Below are 16093 nucleotides of genomic sequence, written 5' to 3' on the forward strand. Positions count from 1 at the left end.
TGGAATATTCGTTATACCGTACTTTTTGCAACCTGTTCGCCGTACCCTAGCAACGCCTTGACCATTTCTTGTGTTCTTCCCTCCGCATATACGCGTAGGACGGGTTCTGTGCCGGACGGACGGATCAATAACCATGAATCATCAGCCATGATGTATTTGACCCCATCACGTTGACTGATCTCGGTAACTTTCTCGCCTCCGATCTCAGCTGGAGCCTGCTTCGTCAAGATGTTTGTCATCTCAGCTTTGGCGACCGGGCGACTCAAGCGCAAGTCGGTACGCTCATAATAAGCAGGGCCAACATCATTGAGCAATTCTTCGATCATACCTTGAAGGGTCTTGCCTGATTCTGCGATCATTTCTACAAGAAGTAGCCCCATAATCGGGCCGTCTCCTTCGGGGATATGTCCTTTGAATGAGATACCGCCCGATTCTTCGCCGCCGATCAATACATCTTCCGACATCATGTAGTCAGCAATGTGATTGAAGCCAACGGGCGTTTCGTATAAAGGCAATCCATACCGTTTTGCGAGACGATCTATCATGCGCGTTGTCGAAACAGTTCGTACCACAGCGCCGGTCATTCCGCGCTTTTCAACAAGATATTTCAAAGATAAAGCCATGATCTTGTGTGGGTCAACAAACGTACCGCGTTCATCCATTGCACCGATGCGGTCTGCATCACCATCCGTTACCACGCCGAAATTGCCCATGCCTGAACTGACAGCAGATGCCAATGCGCCGAGGTTTTTAGCGATGGGTTCGGGGTGCACACTGCCAAATCCGGGATTCATCTCTCCTCGTATTTCAGCAATTTCACAGCCAGTTCCTTGCAAAAAGGATTTGATCACGCCGCGCCCTGAGCCGTACATTGCATCAACAACGAAACGTTGAGGATTGTCGGCGATTATGTCTGTGTTGATCAATGTCCGCAGATGGTCAAAATAGGCTGGCAGTGGATTGAACTTTTGAATTAACCCAGCTTCACGTGCTTTTCTGAAATCCATTAAGTTGGGGCCGCGTGCTTGTTCTTCATTGTCATTGATATATATTTCAACACGGCGACATTGTTCGGGTAGGGCAGAGCCGCCGAATGCGCCTTTAAGTTTGACACCGTTGTAGCGAGGCGCATTGTGTGATGCTGTGATCATCACACCGGCTGCCGCATTTTGTTGCTTAACCGCATATGAGATTGCCGGAGTGGGAGCATCGGCTTGAGCAAGCATAACGGTAAAACCGTTTGCTGCAAGGACGCGAGCCACCTCGCCGGCGTAGCGATCAGAAAGGAATCGGGTATCAAAACCGATGACAATCTTTTGATGACCGGAAGTTTGATCACCATTTCCCGATTTTCCCCAATGCTCGGATGCTACTGCATCTGCAATAGCTTGGGCAACCATGCGCAGGTTGTCAAATGTGAATGTGTCTGAGATAACGGCACGCCAGCCGTCCGTTCCAAAATGTATGGGCATGAAATTCCTCTGATGAGTTTTATTTAAAACAGTTCTTTCGATACTACAGGTTATCGAAAGACTTATTGTTTATTACTGTGTGGATGTTGGTGATGGTGTAGCGGAAGGTTCCCAGTTGGGTATGGGGGTGGCTGTGACCAGAACAGATTGGATCATCCATCCGTCAACACGTGTATCGTTGACAGTCACAAACACATGGACCCAAACCACTCTGTTGACTTCCTGTAAATCATTAGGGATGATGGTTACGGTGGAGCCGTTGCCGAGTGTAACAAGGACCTTTCCGCTTGGTTTCTCACGAATGAAAGCACCGCCTCCTTCAGCCGCTTTGATAAGCGCAATGATGGGAGTTGGCTCAGCAGTAATAGTTGATGTGGGCGACTTGGCGGGTGTAAGGCTAGTTTTTGTTGCACGTGGATTTGGCGTTGTCGTCTGCGATGGGGTTAGGGTTGAGACGCCAATGACTGCTGTAACAGGTTGAGGTGTGATCGTAGGAGTGATCGTAGGAACAAGAGGCAGGGTAGGCGTAGTTTGAAGCGTAGGATCAGGCTTCGGCGTAGAAAGACCCGTCTGTATTCTTATCCAATCCACGGCTCCTGTAGTAATTGCTAGCCATGCAATCAGAACGATGAGAGCGAGTCCAGTAAATGAAAACCCACTTAGGGAAGTGGGATAAAAGCGGAGAAAAAATAATGTGAAGATACAGAATAATGTGGCCCAGGCGAAATGTACAAGAAAAACGAGAGCACCTTGCGGCCATAATTCACTTACACCGCTACCGAGACCAAAGCCAGCCGCACATAAAGGAAGAAATAATTCATAAGCAACTAAAGCGCTGGGGAGGTATGGACGCTGTTCTGATCGAACAAATGAAAGAGTGATGAGGACTGCGCCAATGGCAAGTATACAAAGGTCGGGCCACCATAGGCGGCTGTGTAGAAAAGCTTCATTGAATGTAAGTGGCTGAGGAAAAACTCGGGTTGCAAAACCAGCAAGAATACCACTGAGGAAGATCAGTACGGAGCTGACGATAAACGCCAGAATGGTTTGCACAAATAACCGCCCAGCACCGGCAACAATGGCGAGCGAGATTCCGATCCATGGTGTCAGGAGAGGAGCAACAAGAATGCCAAAGAAGAGCAGGCCTTGTGAGTTTAGAAAATATCCCAGTCCTAGAATGACGCCGGCAACGAGTGCAAAAATAAAAAGTTCATAGGAAGGGAAAGCGCGTTTTGCAAGATGTGTAAATAATGCCGCACGTTCTTCCTCGTCTGTTGGGAAGTAGGCGCGACGCAAAGCTCTTCGCCTTCTTGCACGCGCAGAGATAAATTCCTGTGTTGATTCTGGTATGGGTTGCGATGTGGGGTCTGAATAATCCATTGATGTGATCTCGGGCGCAATTATACAGGGAACCAAGCCTTGGTGGGGGAGTGTAATCTTTTGGATATTCCCCCGTTTCGCCCTTAACGGAGGCCTGTCTCTGTTATTGACAGGTATTTCTCATCGGGTATAATACCGTCCGCACGAACGGCCGACTAGCTCAATGGTAGAGCAAATGACTCTTAATCATTTGGTTCAGGGTTCGAGCCCCTGGTCGGTCACAATATAGAAAGCCAGATGCTAAAGATACAGTTTAGTGGGTTGCATCAGGCTTTTTTGTTTTAACACTGATATTAGTACAACAATGAAATGAGCCCTTAATGAGTGGCTCACGAAACACTTTAATAGGTAGTATATAATTATCATGTACGTTCTGAGACTTAGAATCCTTTTCCTTAAACGAAATTTTTATGACCTTATCTTGGTATGCGATTCGTAGTAAGCCAAATAAAGAAGAGTTCCTCGCCGGACAACTTCAAGCACATGGGGTTGAATATTTTTATCCAGCTTTGCGCGTAAACCCTGTTAACCCAAGGTCGCGAAAGGTGCGTCCGTATTTCCCTAATTATCTATTTGTACATGTAGATTTGAGCGCAGTTAACGTCTCGGATTTGCGTTGGATGCCGGGGGCATCAGGCCTTGTCAGTTTTGACGGAGAACCCGCCTCTGTGCCGGACCTTTTAATTGCTACTATAAAACGGCAGATCGACCAGCACGCAGCTTTACTCCGTGAACAGACCAGTAACTTTCAACATGGCGATTTGGTTGAAATTCAAGAGGGACCATTTGCCGGGTATGAAGCAGTCTTTGATACACAGTTATCGGGCCAGGACCGGGTGCGGGTGCTCTTAAGTCTGCTTCAGAGTAGGCAGGTGCCTGTTGAAATAGTCAGCAGGCAAATCAGGCGCGTGAAGCGTTAGTAGTATTTCCCATTCATTTAGTTCCAAAATTGTTGTGGTTTACAGAAAATCCCATGATGGAGTAGTCTCTGTAACTTTTGTAATTAAAAGGCGTCATGGGTATGCTTTGGAATAAACAGAACTTTTTTCTTTTTATGATCGGTTCTCTGCATTTGCAGAGGGAGTAGTAGGCATGAGCATTCGTTCTGAATTTGAAAAATTTCCTTTAATTGCTGTTGCTAAAAAGATCAAGAAAGCCAATTCGATCGTTTCCCGTCCACAGCAGTGGTTTTTGTTTGTTTCTGCGCTTATCCTGTCGGATGCGATTATGACATTCCTCGCATTTTGGGCGGCGTATTATTTCCGCTTTGATCTTTTCAGTCAATACTTTGACCCCAATGGCATTGTATCTTTCAATACATATCAGTTCTTACTTTATTCAATCCCATTCCTTTGGCTGGTGATTTTTGGGCTTAATGGATTGTATGCAAAAGACAATTTGTTAGGTGGCACTCAGGAGTATTCAAAGGTTTTCCGTTCAGCGACTGTAGGCTTTTTGTTGATCGTTATCGCAGGCTTTCTCGGACCCAATTTGGTGATCGCTCGCGGTTGGTTATTGATGACATGGGCTTTTACATTTTTATTTGTGGCTAGTGCGCGTTTTGGCTTGCGCAGATTGGTATATGCTCTTCGTAAACATGGATTTTTCCTGACCCCTGCCGTGATCGTTGGAGCCAATCAAGAGGGGCGTTGGCTTGCTGAGCAGTTGTTGAAATGGGAAACTTCTGGGTTGCATCTGGTTGGCTTTGTGGATAAGAAAACCCCGGTGACCTTCCCTTTGTTCCATGATCTGGTCTCTTTGGGTACCGTTGAACAATTGGGTGAGATCATTGAGCGTTATAATGTTGGTGAAGTGATTTTGGCATCAAGTGCCATTTCCACTCGTGACTATCTCCTTGAAATTTTCCGAAAATACGGTGTGTCAGACAAGGTTAATATTCGTATGTCTTCAGGGTTGTACGAAATTCTTACCACTGGTTTAACTGTCAGTGAGCTTGCTTACGTACCTTTGGTTTATGTAAACAAAGTGCGTTTGACTGGTTCTGATACACTGATGAAATTCCTCCTTGATTATGTCTTAACCATAGGTAGTTTGATTGTTTTGTCGCCGTTTTTGTTGGTTTTTGTTGTTTTGGTGAAGTTGAGTTCTCCAGGGCCAGCTATTCATAAGCGATTGGTAATGGGATTGAATGGAAAACAATTCCATGCTTACAAATTTAGAACTATGGTTGTCAATGGTGATGAAGTTTTGGAACAGCACCCAGAGTTGAAGGAAGAGCTTGCAAGGACTCATAAATTAAAGAATGATCCACGCATTACGAAAATTGGTGCATTCCTTCGAAAGTTCAGCCTCGATGAGCTTCCGCAGTTATTCAATGTTATAAAACGTGAAATGTCTTTGGTGGGGCCTAGAATGATCTCGCCCGCTGAAGTGGCTATGTACAAGCAATTTGACATGAATTTGTTGACGGTTCTTCCTGGTCTTACCGGTGTGTGGCAGGTAAGTGGACGTTCTGATGTATCTTATGAAGAGCGTGTGCGCCTCGATATGTATTACATCCGCAACTGGAGCATCTGGCTTGACCTTCAAATCCTGTTTCAAACGATCCCGGCAGTCCTCAAGAGCCGCGGGGCATATTAGTAGTAATCGATATTGTAGAAAATACAGAAATTTTTGGAACCGGTGAAGCCGGTTCCAGTGGTTCATATCTAATAAGATGTCTTATTTTAAAGTATTAAAGAAGGTCTTTTGATTATCGTTCAAACTCCACTTCGTATCAGTTTCTTTGGCGGAGGCACAGACTTCCCATCCTATTTCATGGAAGAGGGGGGATGTGTCTTAAGTTCTGCCATTGATAAGTTTATCTTCTTGACCATCAAAGAGCGTTTTGATGACAAGCTTCGTATTGGGTATACCCGAACGGAAATGGTTGATAATATCGATCAGATTCAACATGAACTGATTCGTGAGGCCCTTCGCGTTACTGGCATTACCAGTGGCGTGGAAATTACCACAATGGGTGATATTCCATCTGAAGGCTCAGGTTTAGGATCTTCCAGCACTGTGGCAGTTGGTGCATTAAATGCCATGTATTCTTATCAAGGCGAGATAGCCTCAGCAGAGAGACTTGCTCGAGAAGCATGTGCTCTGGAAATTGACACATTGAAGAAACCCATAGGCATACAAGATCAGTATATTGCCGCATATGGTGGGTTGCGTTTCTTTGAGTTTATGCCTGATGGCGAAGTTAAAACGGAAAAGATCCATATTTCTGTTGATGCTCGACGGGCGTTGAACGATAACTTCTTGTTGTTTTTTACTGGTGTTAGTCGTAGTTCTTCTTCGATCCTCACGGAACAAAAAAGTAATATTAGGGACCGCTTAAGTGAGTTGCGTGAGATCAAACAAATGGCATACCAAGCCCGGTCTTATGTCGAGACCGAGAACTTTGATGCTTTGGGCGAGTTGATGCATCAATCGTGGGAATTAAAGAAGCGACTGGCAGGTACGATCAGTAACTCCAGTATCAATGACATGTATGAGGCGGCAAGAAATGCTGGGGCTGTCGGCGGTAAGATCGCCGGAGCTGGCGGCGGAGGTTTCCTACTATTGTATGTGCCATATGAGCGTCAAAATAAGGTTCGGGCCGCGCTATCTGGTTTACAGGAACTTCCCTTTAGACTGGAAACCGATGGCACCAAGATAATCTTCAACTATCGTCGTTCGTAGCGAGAATTATAAAAAGTAGGTTGTAATGGAACAAATAAAAAACTATATATCAACACTTCAGAGCACTATAGATGAACTCCCTATTTCATTGATTGCTGATGTAGTCAACGTGTTACAACGCGCACGCATACAAGGTAATCAGGTATTCATTATGGGAAATGGCGGTTCGGCATCTACATCGTCGCACTTTGTTTGTGACTTGGCAAAGAACACACGTTATGAAGGACTTCCGCATTTTCGTGTAATTGGGCTTGCTGATAACATGGAAATATTTTCTGCCTACGCCAATGACGAAGGATACGAGAATGTCTTCTCTCAGCAATTGATCAATCTGATCAGACCCAATGATATTGTTATTGCCATTTCAGCCAGTGGTAACTCGCGAAATGTTGTAAATGCTGTGGAAGAAGCACAAAAATACAACGCCACAACGATTGGTTTCACGGGATTCGACGGTGGCCGTTTGGGACAAATGGTAAATATCCATATTCACGTGAAAAGCAATATCATTGAACATGTTGAGGATATTCATTTAATGCTGGAACACATGATTGTGAGAACTATTAAAGACCAACCCTTTATTGGTGTTGAAAATTCAAGTGCTAATGCAAAACTCCCTGTAAATGCTTTGGGCGCTTAAGTGATCACAAGCCATGATCATGGGCAATGATCGTATTCATGGCTTGTGAAAGATCGTTGCATACTAGATAGTCTGTTACGTTTATTGGTCGTGGTAATAATAATTGTTCAGAACCACGACCAGTTTTTACAATAATTGTTCCTCGAACGCCTGCTGATTGCCCCGCCTGAATATCACTCCAGGCATCTCCGATCATCCAGGAGCTCCGCAAGTCTAGTGATAATTCTTTTGCGGCTTGTAGTAAAAGCCCAGGCTTGGGTTTACGGCAATCGCAGTCATTCGCTGGTCCATGTGGACAAATATAAGCCCCGTCCACTCTGCCGTTTTGATCGCGAATTGAATTGACGAGATGATTATTGATGTCTTCTGCGATTCCGAGTGAGATGATACCTCGTCCCACAGCAGACTGGTTGGTTACGATCACGATCTTGTAGTTTTTTATGTTCGAATTTGAAAGTGCGCGGATTGCTTCAGGAAAAATACTGACATGAGACCAATCCCTGACGTAATCAGAACGGTTTTCAATGATGACACCATCGCGATCGAGAAAAATAGCTGGAAACATGAAGTAATTATACTATCCAGCTTTATCAAATAACGAGACGCATCGCTTCATTACTCACGATTGTCTGGTCCCGTTAAATTGATTGGTAATACACTGAAACCTGATACTGTATAAGAAAATCGGCATTCATCTAACAGGATGTCGAAATGGCGGAGCATGCCTGTGGTAAAGCTTTATGATTGACAAACTTCGTTTATACCTGCAACGTCAGGCATCCTCTATTCCCAGATATTTCTACGAACAGACCGTTCTTTTTCTGTTCGGTTGGGTTCCAACGATCATTGGTGTTGGGCTGCGTGGATTGTTCTATCGCCTTATTATGAAAATGGATGGTGTCGCCGCTATTGAGAGCCGTGTCCGCATTCGGTTTGCAAACTTTATCAAACTTGGTCATGGCGTCTATATTGATGAAGGCACCTATCTTCATGCATGTCCGCAAGGGATTGAGATCGGTGATAATACAATTGTTATGCATGGAGCAATTCTGCACGTGTACAATTTTCGCGATATGCCGCATTCCCGAATCAAAATTGGACGCGATAGTTTGATCGGTGAATATTCTGTAATTCGTGGGCAAGGCGGCGTTGAAATTGGCGACCGTGTATATACATCACCGTTCACACAGATTATTGCAGTAAATCATGTGTTCGATGACCCCAACCGTCCTTTTGTTGACCAGGGGATTACAGCCGAAGGAATTGTTATTGAAGACGATGTTTGGTTGGGCGCCGGGGCAGTTATTACCGATGGAGTACGAGTGGGGAAGGGGGCTGTTGTGGCGGCTGGCGCAGTTGTAACAAAGGATGTCCCTCCTCATGTGGTTGTCGGTGGTGTCCCAGCAAAGTTAATAAAAAATATTGATGGAAATATGATCAAGTCTGAAAGAAAAATTTATCAAACAACAAAGGATGGAGTTTTATGACGATATTGTCTATTGTTATCCCTGCCTATAATGAAGAAAATGGGATACGGGAAATTGCAGAAAGAGTGCTTGCTGTTGAGCCTTCCTTGCAAAAGGTTGGCGTGGAACGTATGGAATTACTTGTTGTGGACGACGGTTCAAAGGATCGCACAGCTGAAGTTGCGGAGAGTATTCGTGGGGTCACATTGATCCGCCACCCTAAAAATAAGGGATATGGCGCGGCATTGAAGACCGGTTTTTCCAAAGCTAGCGGCGAATTGATCGGGTTTCTGGATGCGGATGGTACGTATCCGCCAGAATATTTTCCGCAATTATGCCAATCAGCTTTGGGTGGTTCTGAACTCGTGATTGGTTCACGTATGGCGGGTGAGGACAGCAAAATGCCATTAACCAGGCGAATTGGTAATTTCTTCTTTGCCAATTTGTTGTCTATTTTGGGCCGCCAAAAAGTTACCGATAGCGCCAGCGGGATGCGTGTTTTCAAGCGTGAAATTCTTGAACAGATATATCCTTTACCGGATGGATTGAACCTAACTCCTGTCATGAGTACACGTGCCCTACACGAGGGGATCAAAGTTGTTGAAGTTCCAATACCTTACAGTGAGCGTGTGGGCCGTTCTAAGTTGAGTGTGATCCGTGATGGACAGGTGTTCCTCCAAAGTATGGTATGGACAGCCATGTCCTATAACCCGGTTCGTATCTTGGGTTTAGTGGGTTTGGGCGGCATTGGCCTTGCTGGTCTCGTATTTATCGGATTATTGATCGCAAGGTTAAATGGTGTTACCACGCTTGGCCCATGGGGCGTCCTCGCTCTGTTTACAGCTTTGGTTTCATCCATTGCGGGAATTAATATCTTCGCATTAGGTGTTACATTTAACTACCTTGTATCATTATTCTATAATAAACCAATACGACAAGGATTATTTGGAAAGCCTATCTTCAAAACGCCTCTAGATCAACAGTTTGGTTGGATGGGCGGTTTATCTGTGCTTATTGGTATGATAATTGCCATAGTTGCATTGGCGCTTGGTATAAACGGTTGGCAAATTGACCGTCTGTGGTTCTATTTGTTGGGCAGTGCTATGCTTTTTCTGGCAGGTATCCAGCTTTTTGTTTATTGGCTACTCATAAGGATACTTGAAGAGTTGAATCAAAGAGATGTGCTCACAAAGCATGATCTTGGCGTTGAATAAAAGTTATTGGTAAGTTTGTTCATAGGTTATAAAGGAGAAAGAAAAATGACATCAAATGATCCTCAATCTGTAAATATGGGAAGTCGCCTGACCCCGAAGCTTCGTATGGTGGATTTCCCGAATGCTGACGAGATCGTTCACAACGGACTCTTGAACGCGCCTCGCTCCGAAGAAGCGGTTGATATCATGCTCGTAAACCCTCCCACCCCTGACGGGGAGCTTTGGATTCGTACCCAACACCGGGTTGGGCGCCGCACTCGTGAGAACATGGTTTGGCCTCAGGTGTCGTTGGCGCAAATGGCCGCGTTATTGCACCCGGTCTACAAAGTCAAAGTTGTAGACTGTAATGCCGAACGGATGGGTTGGCCGGAATTCACGAAATTGCTGGATAAATATCAGCCAAAATATTACTTGACGCAAATGACTGCGCCGACTCTCGAAAATGATATGTATGGTTGTTTCCTAGCTCATGCTCGTGGTGCAAAGACAATTGCTTTTGGCACACACATCACACCCATCCCTGTGGAGACAATGCGTCCGTATCCCTCTCTCGACTTTGCTCTGGTCGGTGAACCTGACCTCACAATCCGTGACCTGCTCGATCACCTTGAAGGCAAGATCGAAGAGCGCTCTCCGCAGATCAAGACCATGTTTGAAAAAGATCCAACCTATAAACCATCCTTTAATGAAGATGGTAGTGTTAACTTGCGTGGGATCAAGGGTATTGCATGGCGTAACAAGGATGAGATCCTTTTGAACTTCCCGCGCCCATTCGTTGCTGACCTGGACGATATGCCGATCCCTATGCATGAGCTGTTGCCTCTGCAGTCTTATCGCATGCCGTATATTAAGGGACCGTTTACCTTCATCGTAACGAGCCGCGGCTGTCCTGCCGGGTGTACCTACTGTATCAAGCATGTAAGTTACCAATATTCAACCCGTATTCGCTCACCCAAGTTGATCATGGAAGAGATGTGGGTGTTGAAGAAGCTTGGCATCAATAATATTCATATGTATGCCGACCTGTTTACAGTGAATCGCGACCAGGTTATTGAGTTGTGCAAACTAATGATCGAGGAAAAAATTGACCTTCATTGGACTTCCAATAGCCGCGTTGACTTTGTGGACGAAGAGATGCTGACATTGATGGGCAAAGCAGGCTGTCGTTTGATCTCATGGGGTATTGAAAGCGGCAACGAAGCAATATTAAAGCATGCCCGCAAAGGCGCAGACCCTGCAAAAGCAGAACGAGCATTGCGCTGGGCAAAAAACGCCGGCATCATGAATTGGGGTTACTTTATCATTGGTTTGCCCGGCGAAACAGAAGCGACTATTAGAGAGACCATCGACTTTGCCAAAAAACTTCCCTTGGATATTGCCCTCTTCCATGTCGCTGCGCCCTATCCGGGTACGCCGTTCTTCTTCGAAGTGGTAAAGAATAATTGGTTCCGTCCTGGAACACGCTGGGAACAAGTGGATATGGATAAAGGCACAGTTTTGGACTACCCTGACCTCTCAGCAGAGCGATTACTTTACTGGCAGAAACGTGCTTTCCGCGAATGGGCGTTCCGCCCTGGCCCCGCTTTCACGTATTTGAAAATGTTGCTATATGATTGGTCCACGTTGAAAACTGCACTCAATGTAGGGATGCAACACATCTTCTGGTCCACTTCAGATTCGGGCGCACCTGTAGGTGGTGCAAGTTAGTTTCACCGGCTAATTACAACGGAGATAGGATACTTGCGGAAACTTGTTTGCAGCCAAAACTTTGCTCTTGTTGAGCTGATACTTGTAATGGTATGTGGAGCGGTCTGGATGATCAAACCAGAATGGGGTGTTTGGTTCATTCTGGTCGCTCTACTGCCATTGCTGTTGAAGATATTCCTTGGCGAAGCATCTTCGCGGCGTATCATCGCTCTTGATTGGCTGGTCCTTGTGTTTCTTATCACCGCCTGGGTTGGGTATTGGGCTGCATATGACAAGGCGATTGCGTGGAGTAAAGTGTGGTTTATCATGACCGGCGTTCTGTTGTATTGCTCTCTGAGTATGCAACCTCGAGAAAACCTGGTCTGGGTATCCGTGTTTCTATTTTGTATCGGTGTGGGTGTTTCGCTTTATTATTTTCTAACCCATGATTTTGTCGCTATCCCGAGAAAGATTGAGTTTGTGAATAGTATCGGGCGTTCGATCATGAATGTACGTCCGCAGACTGGCTGGACACCGATCCACCCAAACTATGTAGCAGGGATGATCGCTGTTACAACGCCATTTATCCTATATCCCGTTATGAAGTTCAAGAAAAACAATAAGAGCGGTGATTCACTGTTTTATGTGTTGATTATTCTGGGGCTTGTACTGGCAGTCATTGCTCTGCTTATGGCAACTTCTCGTGGGGTGATCTTTGCGATCGTCGCTGGGGTGGGGACATGGTTTCTGTGGCGATTTGTTAATTCGGACGGGATCAAACGTCAGTTTAAGAGCGAAGCGGTTTTTCCAGTCGCTTTATTGATTTACCTGATAGTGATCGTTGTTTTTCTTTATGTTGGTCCAGCCCGGTCAGCTGAAACTGTTTCCAGTAATTATTATTTTGGAAGCGATAGTCGCGCTGAATTATTTGGGAGAAGCTTATATTTGTTTTCTTCTTTTCTAATTACCGGCGGTGGCTTGGGCTCATTCCCCGGTTTGTATTCTCGTTATTTGTTAGATATACCATTCTTCAACGTTCCTAATAGCCATAATTTATTTTTGGATGTTGGTATCGAACAGGGTGTATTTGGTGGCATCTCTTTTATTCTTCTTTATCTTGTAAGTTTGTGGACAGTTTCTGTTTCCTTGGTGAGAGGCAAGCGGTCAGTAACATTTCATTGGATCGTATTATTTTCTCTTACGGTTGCCATTGTTCACGGCATGGTGGATGACTACTTGTATAATGGTGTTGGCTCAATGTTCGCTCTTTTGCTTGTTGGTTTATCTATGAATGAAGAGCGAAACAGCCTACCTGCTGAAAAGAAATTAGATATTCGAACGTTTGTCACAATCATTGCTATTTGGTTGTTTGTCGCTCTATTTAACTTCAACCAAATACGGGCGACATGGTATGCAAATCTGGGTGCAGTTCAACTGGCAAAAGTAGAACTAGCTGGATTTCCTAACGCTGGTTGGATTGGAGATAAAATTAGCTCCCAATTGGATGTGGCTGACGCCTCGCTTCATTCCGCCCTGCGATTTGATTCTACCAATCGGACAGCGAATCAGCACCTTGGCGTAATCTTGATGTTACGGCAGGATTTCCAACCTGCAACTACTCTACTTGAGAAAGCACGAATGCAGGCTCCGAAACACAGAGGTATTCTTAAATCACTTGGCTATTGTTATGTTTGGCTGGGTGATATGGAAAAAGCTCAAAAATATTTATCTCAAATATCTGAAGCGAAGGATGAATTGGACGCTTATACACAATGGTGGAAGGCGCAGGGAAGAGATGATTTATCAGAAAATGCATTTACTGCTTTATCTCTTTTAAAGACTGCAACCTCTCAGCCTTGATCGGACATATGGAAAATGAAAAAAATCAGATCACTATTTAACGTATTTATAACTCTTGTGATGTTTACATCGATTTTTTGGACTTCAGTACCAAAAAGTTATGCACAAGAAAGCGAAGGTTGGTCAACACCGTTTAATCTGTCAGAATCGGGTTCTGCCACTAACCCTGTTATGGTTGTGGATTTTCGAGGGACCATCCATTCCATCTGGATGGAAGGCGCGGATGAATATAAATATAGTCAAAGTACAGATGGCGAAATATGGTCTTCACCGGTAACGGTTGCATTTCCTTTTGGGCACAAAGACCCCACTCCTATTTTGCTGTCGGATGCCAATGGCTCCATCCATATATTTTGGACATCTAGTACAGATCTCTTTTATGGACAGGCAACACCTTTGGAAATTGCTGACCCTAAAAAATGGGCGGTTAATACCCTTTTATCTCATGATGTTCTGGCATTTGATGTAACTATTGATTCTCGTAATTCCTTAAATCTTGCTTATGTACGAAAGACATCAACGTCTCGAAATCCTGCCGGTGTGTATTATCGCCGGTCTATTGCTGGGGGAGGTTCATGGTTGGAAGCTCGTATTTTATATAAATCTGAGTATTTCCGGTCTATAACAACTAGTGACGCGTATGTTCGTGTTACTACCGCACATATGAAACCTAATTCTAATAATGAACGAATCTATGTGACATGGGACAATCGCCCACAAAAACGTGTATACATGGCAGTTTCTGATGATTCCGGGTTGACATGGGGTGATGTTCAACCGATGAAAAGCCCTGAGGATACAGGGGGAAGCGACACACCCTTTAACTTAACTGCGGCTGCATTTGGTAGTAATTTACTTCTTGTTTGGCAAGTTGGTGAGCCTGGCTCATCTAAATGTACTGTGTACAGTCAATGGTCTGTTGATGGTGGTAAGAGCTGGGGCGATACTTTGGCTGTTTTAGGTGGACGTTCAGAATGCCCTGTGAGCACAAAAATTATTGAACATACCGAAAAATATATGTCGATTATGTTAACTGGGCAAGTTACCCCAATTTTGATTGCATGGAATGGCGAAAAATGGAGTAGCACGCAGACACAGATACAGTTTCCATCTTTTTCCAACCCATTGACCTATGATGTCGTATTCTTAGGTTGTAGATTCGATTTGATTTATCAACAGCGCCTGTACTCTGCTGGGTGTGATCAAGCGAAAGGGCATGATGTTTGGTTTTTGTCATTGCCTTTGGAGCCTATAGAAAGTTGGTTTGCTCCATCAGTAGTGTGGGGTGAGCCAATTGTGTTACCAATAAAATCAGAAACACCTCAGAGGATTTCAGACTTTTATTCTACGTCTGATACTGCTGGGAATATTCATGTAGCTTGGGTGCAGTCTCCTATTGAATTAAATGGGGGAGAGAACATAGAGATTGGATATGCTCGTTGGAATGGACGGGAATGGACAACCACGCCCGCATCTGTGGTAGCTCTGAATGGAAAGCCAATCAGTTTGTTGCTAGCGGTTGATTCTCTGAAGCGCCTTTTTCTTTCGTGGGTTGATAGTTATAGCGGCGATTTACTCTTCAGTTGGGCAAATTTAGAAAAAGCAAATCTGTATTCTGAATGGAGGGAAGCAACTAGCTTGCCATCTCCTTCCCAATTGGTCAATTCATCCGATGTTTTGGTAGATGCTTCTGGGCGGATTGTTTGTGTTTATGTCATACCTGTCAATGAGAACAGGGGGGTGTATGTTGTTCAGTCCACTGATAATGGGGAAAGTTGGTCAACTCCTATTCGAGTATTTGACGCTGTTGCTGCATCTTGGGAAGAAGTTGAGCGGCCTCGAATCAGTCTTGATTCTGATGGCAATTTACACTTGGTTTTTACAAGGGACACTGTTCGGGATGGGCAAACTGTAGGACTCTATTATTCCCGCTCCGTAGATGGTGGAGTTACTTGGAGTGATATTCAAGTTCTCAGTGAAGGGGAAGTTCAGTGGGCAGATATTGTTAGTTATGGTGAAAGAAATGTACATATAGTATGGCAGGAATATGATGGGTTGATTTTTGCCAACGTTTCTCAGGTATCAAAAGATGGTGGTATTACTTGGGGCAAGCAGAACAATGTAACTAGTGTAAATGAAACTGCAACACAAGTTTCTCTGGCTTCTGATGGAAAAGGTTTGCTTCATTTTGTTCAACTTGTTAATAAAAATAATGTTGCGGCATATAACCAAAAGGGATTAGTGCTACAAGATTGGAAGTGGGATGAAACAGGCTGGAGTCTTGATCTGACCAAGGATATCCTTATTAAGGGTGAAAATATAAATTATTCCCTGTCTTCTAGTATTACTTCAACGGGTTATTTAGGTGTATTCCTTCCTATTGAATATACTGACCCTGTTGAAGGAACTAAGAGTGAAGTCCTTGCCTTTAGCCGTTACCTTACGAATGAAGGAGTAACTACTTTAGATCTACAACCTCCATCTATCCCCACGCCTATAAATATGCCAAATGAGAATCAAGCATCTAATATACAACCAACCCCTACGTCGGATCTTCTAGTCTTATATGAAGATAATGTGCCTACATCGCCGCTTCAACGAAATCTTGCTGGGATTGTTTTAATTGTTATTGGTATTGCCGCTACTGTTTTTCTTCTTGTACGGCGCCAATCTGCAAAATAACAA

At 44.5% G+C, this 16093-nt stretch carries 12 protein-coding genes and 1 tRNA gene; 10 read left to right on the forward strand and 3 right to left on the reverse strand.

Annotated elements, in window-relative coordinates:
• Positions 1-11 precede the first annotated feature (11 nt).
• Together IPP66_11790 and IPP66_11795 are read right to left on the reverse strand one after the other, a co-directional pair.
• A complete protein-coding gene (locus IPP66_11790; GenBank protein ID MBK9925957.1) occupies positions 12-1472 on the reverse strand; it encodes a phosphoglucomutase/phosphomannomutase family protein in 1461 nt (486 codons plus the stop codon).
• A 72-nt stretch (positions 1473-1544) separates the two neighbouring features.
• Entirely contained in the window at positions 1545-2852 is a 1308-nt protein-coding gene (locus tag IPP66_11795) for a DUF389 domain-containing protein (GenBank protein MBK9925958.1), read from the reverse strand.
• Positions 2853-3001: 149 nt separating this feature from the next.
• Between IPP66_11795 and IPP66_11800 the strand changes: the two genes are divergently transcribed.
• The 5 genes from IPP66_11800 (at position 3002) to IPP66_11820 (ending at position 7182) form a co-directional block, all read left to right on the forward strand.
• Positions 3002-3073: transfer RNA gene (locus IPP66_11800), tRNA-Lys, on the forward strand.
• A gap of 189 nt (positions 3074-3262) precedes the next feature.
• Positions 3263-3772: a hypothetical protein gene (locus tag IPP66_11805; protein ID MBK9925959.1), complete on the forward strand. Its 510-nt coding sequence runs from the start codon at positions 3263-3265 to the stop codon at positions 3770-3772.
• Between the two features lie 172 nt (positions 3773-3944).
• Positions 3945-5453 (forward strand): sugar transferase, encoded by a 1509-nt coding sequence (locus IPP66_11810; protein ID MBK9925960.1) that lies wholly within the window; start codon positions 3945-3947, stop codon positions 5451-5453.
• Positions 5454-5561: 108 nt separating this feature from the next.
• On the forward strand, positions 5562-6542 hold the full coding sequence (locus IPP66_11815) for a GHMP kinase (protein MBK9925961.1): 981 nt from the start codon (positions 5562-5564) through the stop codon (positions 6540-6542).
• Between the two features lie 25 nt (positions 6543-6567).
• On the forward strand, positions 6568-7182 hold the full coding sequence (locus tag IPP66_11820) for an SIS domain-containing protein (protein MBK9925962.1): 615 nt from the start codon (positions 6568-6570) through the stop codon (positions 7180-7182).
• A 4-nt stretch (positions 7183-7186) separates the two neighbouring features.
• On the opposite strand, the gene IPP66_11825 is transcribed toward IPP66_11820, so the two are convergent.
• On the reverse strand, positions 7187-7747 hold the full coding sequence (locus IPP66_11825; protein ID MBK9925963.1) for an HAD family hydrolase: 561 nt from the start codon (positions 7745-7747) through the stop codon (positions 7187-7189).
• 175 nt (positions 7748-7922) lie between these two features.
• On the opposite strand from IPP66_11825, the gene IPP66_11830 reads away from it, so the two are divergent.
• The 5 genes from IPP66_11830 (at position 7923) to IPP66_11850 (ending at position 16090) form a co-directional block, all read left to right on the forward strand.
• Positions 7923-8669 carry an acyltransferase gene (locus tag IPP66_11830; GenBank protein MBK9925964.1) on the forward strand — a complete coding sequence of 249 codons (747 nt, stop codon included), beginning with the start codon at positions 7923-7925 and terminating at the stop codon, positions 8667-8669.
• On the forward strand, positions 8666-9862 hold the full coding sequence (locus IPP66_11835; protein ID MBK9925965.1) for a glycosyltransferase family 2 protein: 1197 nt from the start codon (positions 8666-8668) through the stop codon (positions 9860-9862). Before IPP66_11830 ends, IPP66_11835 begins: the two co-directional genes overlap by 4 nt.
• Positions 9863-9907: 45 nt before the next feature.
• Positions 9908-11569, forward strand: a complete 1662-nt coding sequence (locus tag IPP66_11840; protein MBK9925966.1) for a radical SAM protein — start codon at positions 9908-9910, stop codon at positions 11567-11569.
• A gap of 108 nt (positions 11570-11677) precedes the next feature.
• Complete coding sequence (locus tag IPP66_11845; GenBank protein MBK9925967.1) at positions 11678-13408, forward strand: O-antigen ligase family protein; 1731 nt, start codon at positions 11678-11680, stop codon at positions 13406-13408.
• Positions 13409-13423: 15 nt separating this feature from the next.
• On the forward strand, positions 13424-16090 hold the full coding sequence (locus tag IPP66_11850) for an exo-alpha-sialidase (protein MBK9925968.1): 2667 nt from the start codon (positions 13424-13426) through the stop codon (positions 16088-16090).
• The last annotated feature ends 3 nt before the right edge of the window (positions 16091-16093 follow it).

Source organism: Candidatus Defluviilinea proxima, from assembly GCA_016721115.1.
Lineage (GTDB): Bacteria > Chloroflexota > Anaerolineae > Anaerolineales > Villigracilaceae > Defluviilinea > Defluviilinea proxima.

Bases quoted from the DNA above. Each gene is read 5' to 3' on its own strand.
- IPP66_11825 (MBK9925963.1), bottom strand. From the start codon at position 7,747: ATGTTTCCAGCTATTTTTCTCGATCGCGATGGTGTCATCATTGAAAAC.
- IPP66_11805 (MBK9925959.1), top strand. From the start codon at position 3,263: ATGACCTTATCTTGGTATGCGATTCGTAGTAAGCCAAATAAAGAAGAG.
- IPP66_11795 (MBK9925958.1), bottom strand. From the start codon at position 2,852: ATGGATTATTCAGACCCCACATCGCAACCCATACCAGAATCAACACAG.
- IPP66_11835 (MBK9925965.1), top strand. From the start codon at position 8,666: ATGACGATATTGTCTATTGTTATCCCTGCCTATAATGAAGAAAATGGG.
- IPP66_11840 (MBK9925966.1), top strand. From the start codon at position 9,908: ATGACATCAAATGATCCTCAATCTGTAAATATGGGAAGTCGCCTGACC.
- IPP66_11845 (MBK9925967.1), top strand. From the start codon at position 11,678: ATGATCAAACCAGAATGGGGTGTTTGGTTCATTCTGGTCGCTCTACTG.
- IPP66_11790 (MBK9925957.1), bottom strand. From the start codon at position 1,472: ATGCCCATACATTTTGGAACGGACGGCTGGCGTGCCGTTATCTCAGAC.
- IPP66_11850 (MBK9925968.1), top strand. From the start codon at position 13,424: ATGAAAAAAATCAGATCACTATTTAACGTATTTATAACTCTTGTGATG.
- IPP66_11810 (MBK9925960.1), top strand. From the start codon at position 3,945: ATGAGCATTCGTTCTGAATTTGAAAAATTTCCTTTAATTGCTGTTGCT.
- IPP66_11830 (MBK9925964.1), top strand. From the start codon at position 7,923: ATGATTGACAAACTTCGTTTATACCTGCAACGTCAGGCATCCTCTATT.
- IPP66_11820 (MBK9925962.1), top strand. From the start codon at position 6,568: ATGGAACAAATAAAAAACTATATATCAACACTTCAGAGCACTATAGAT.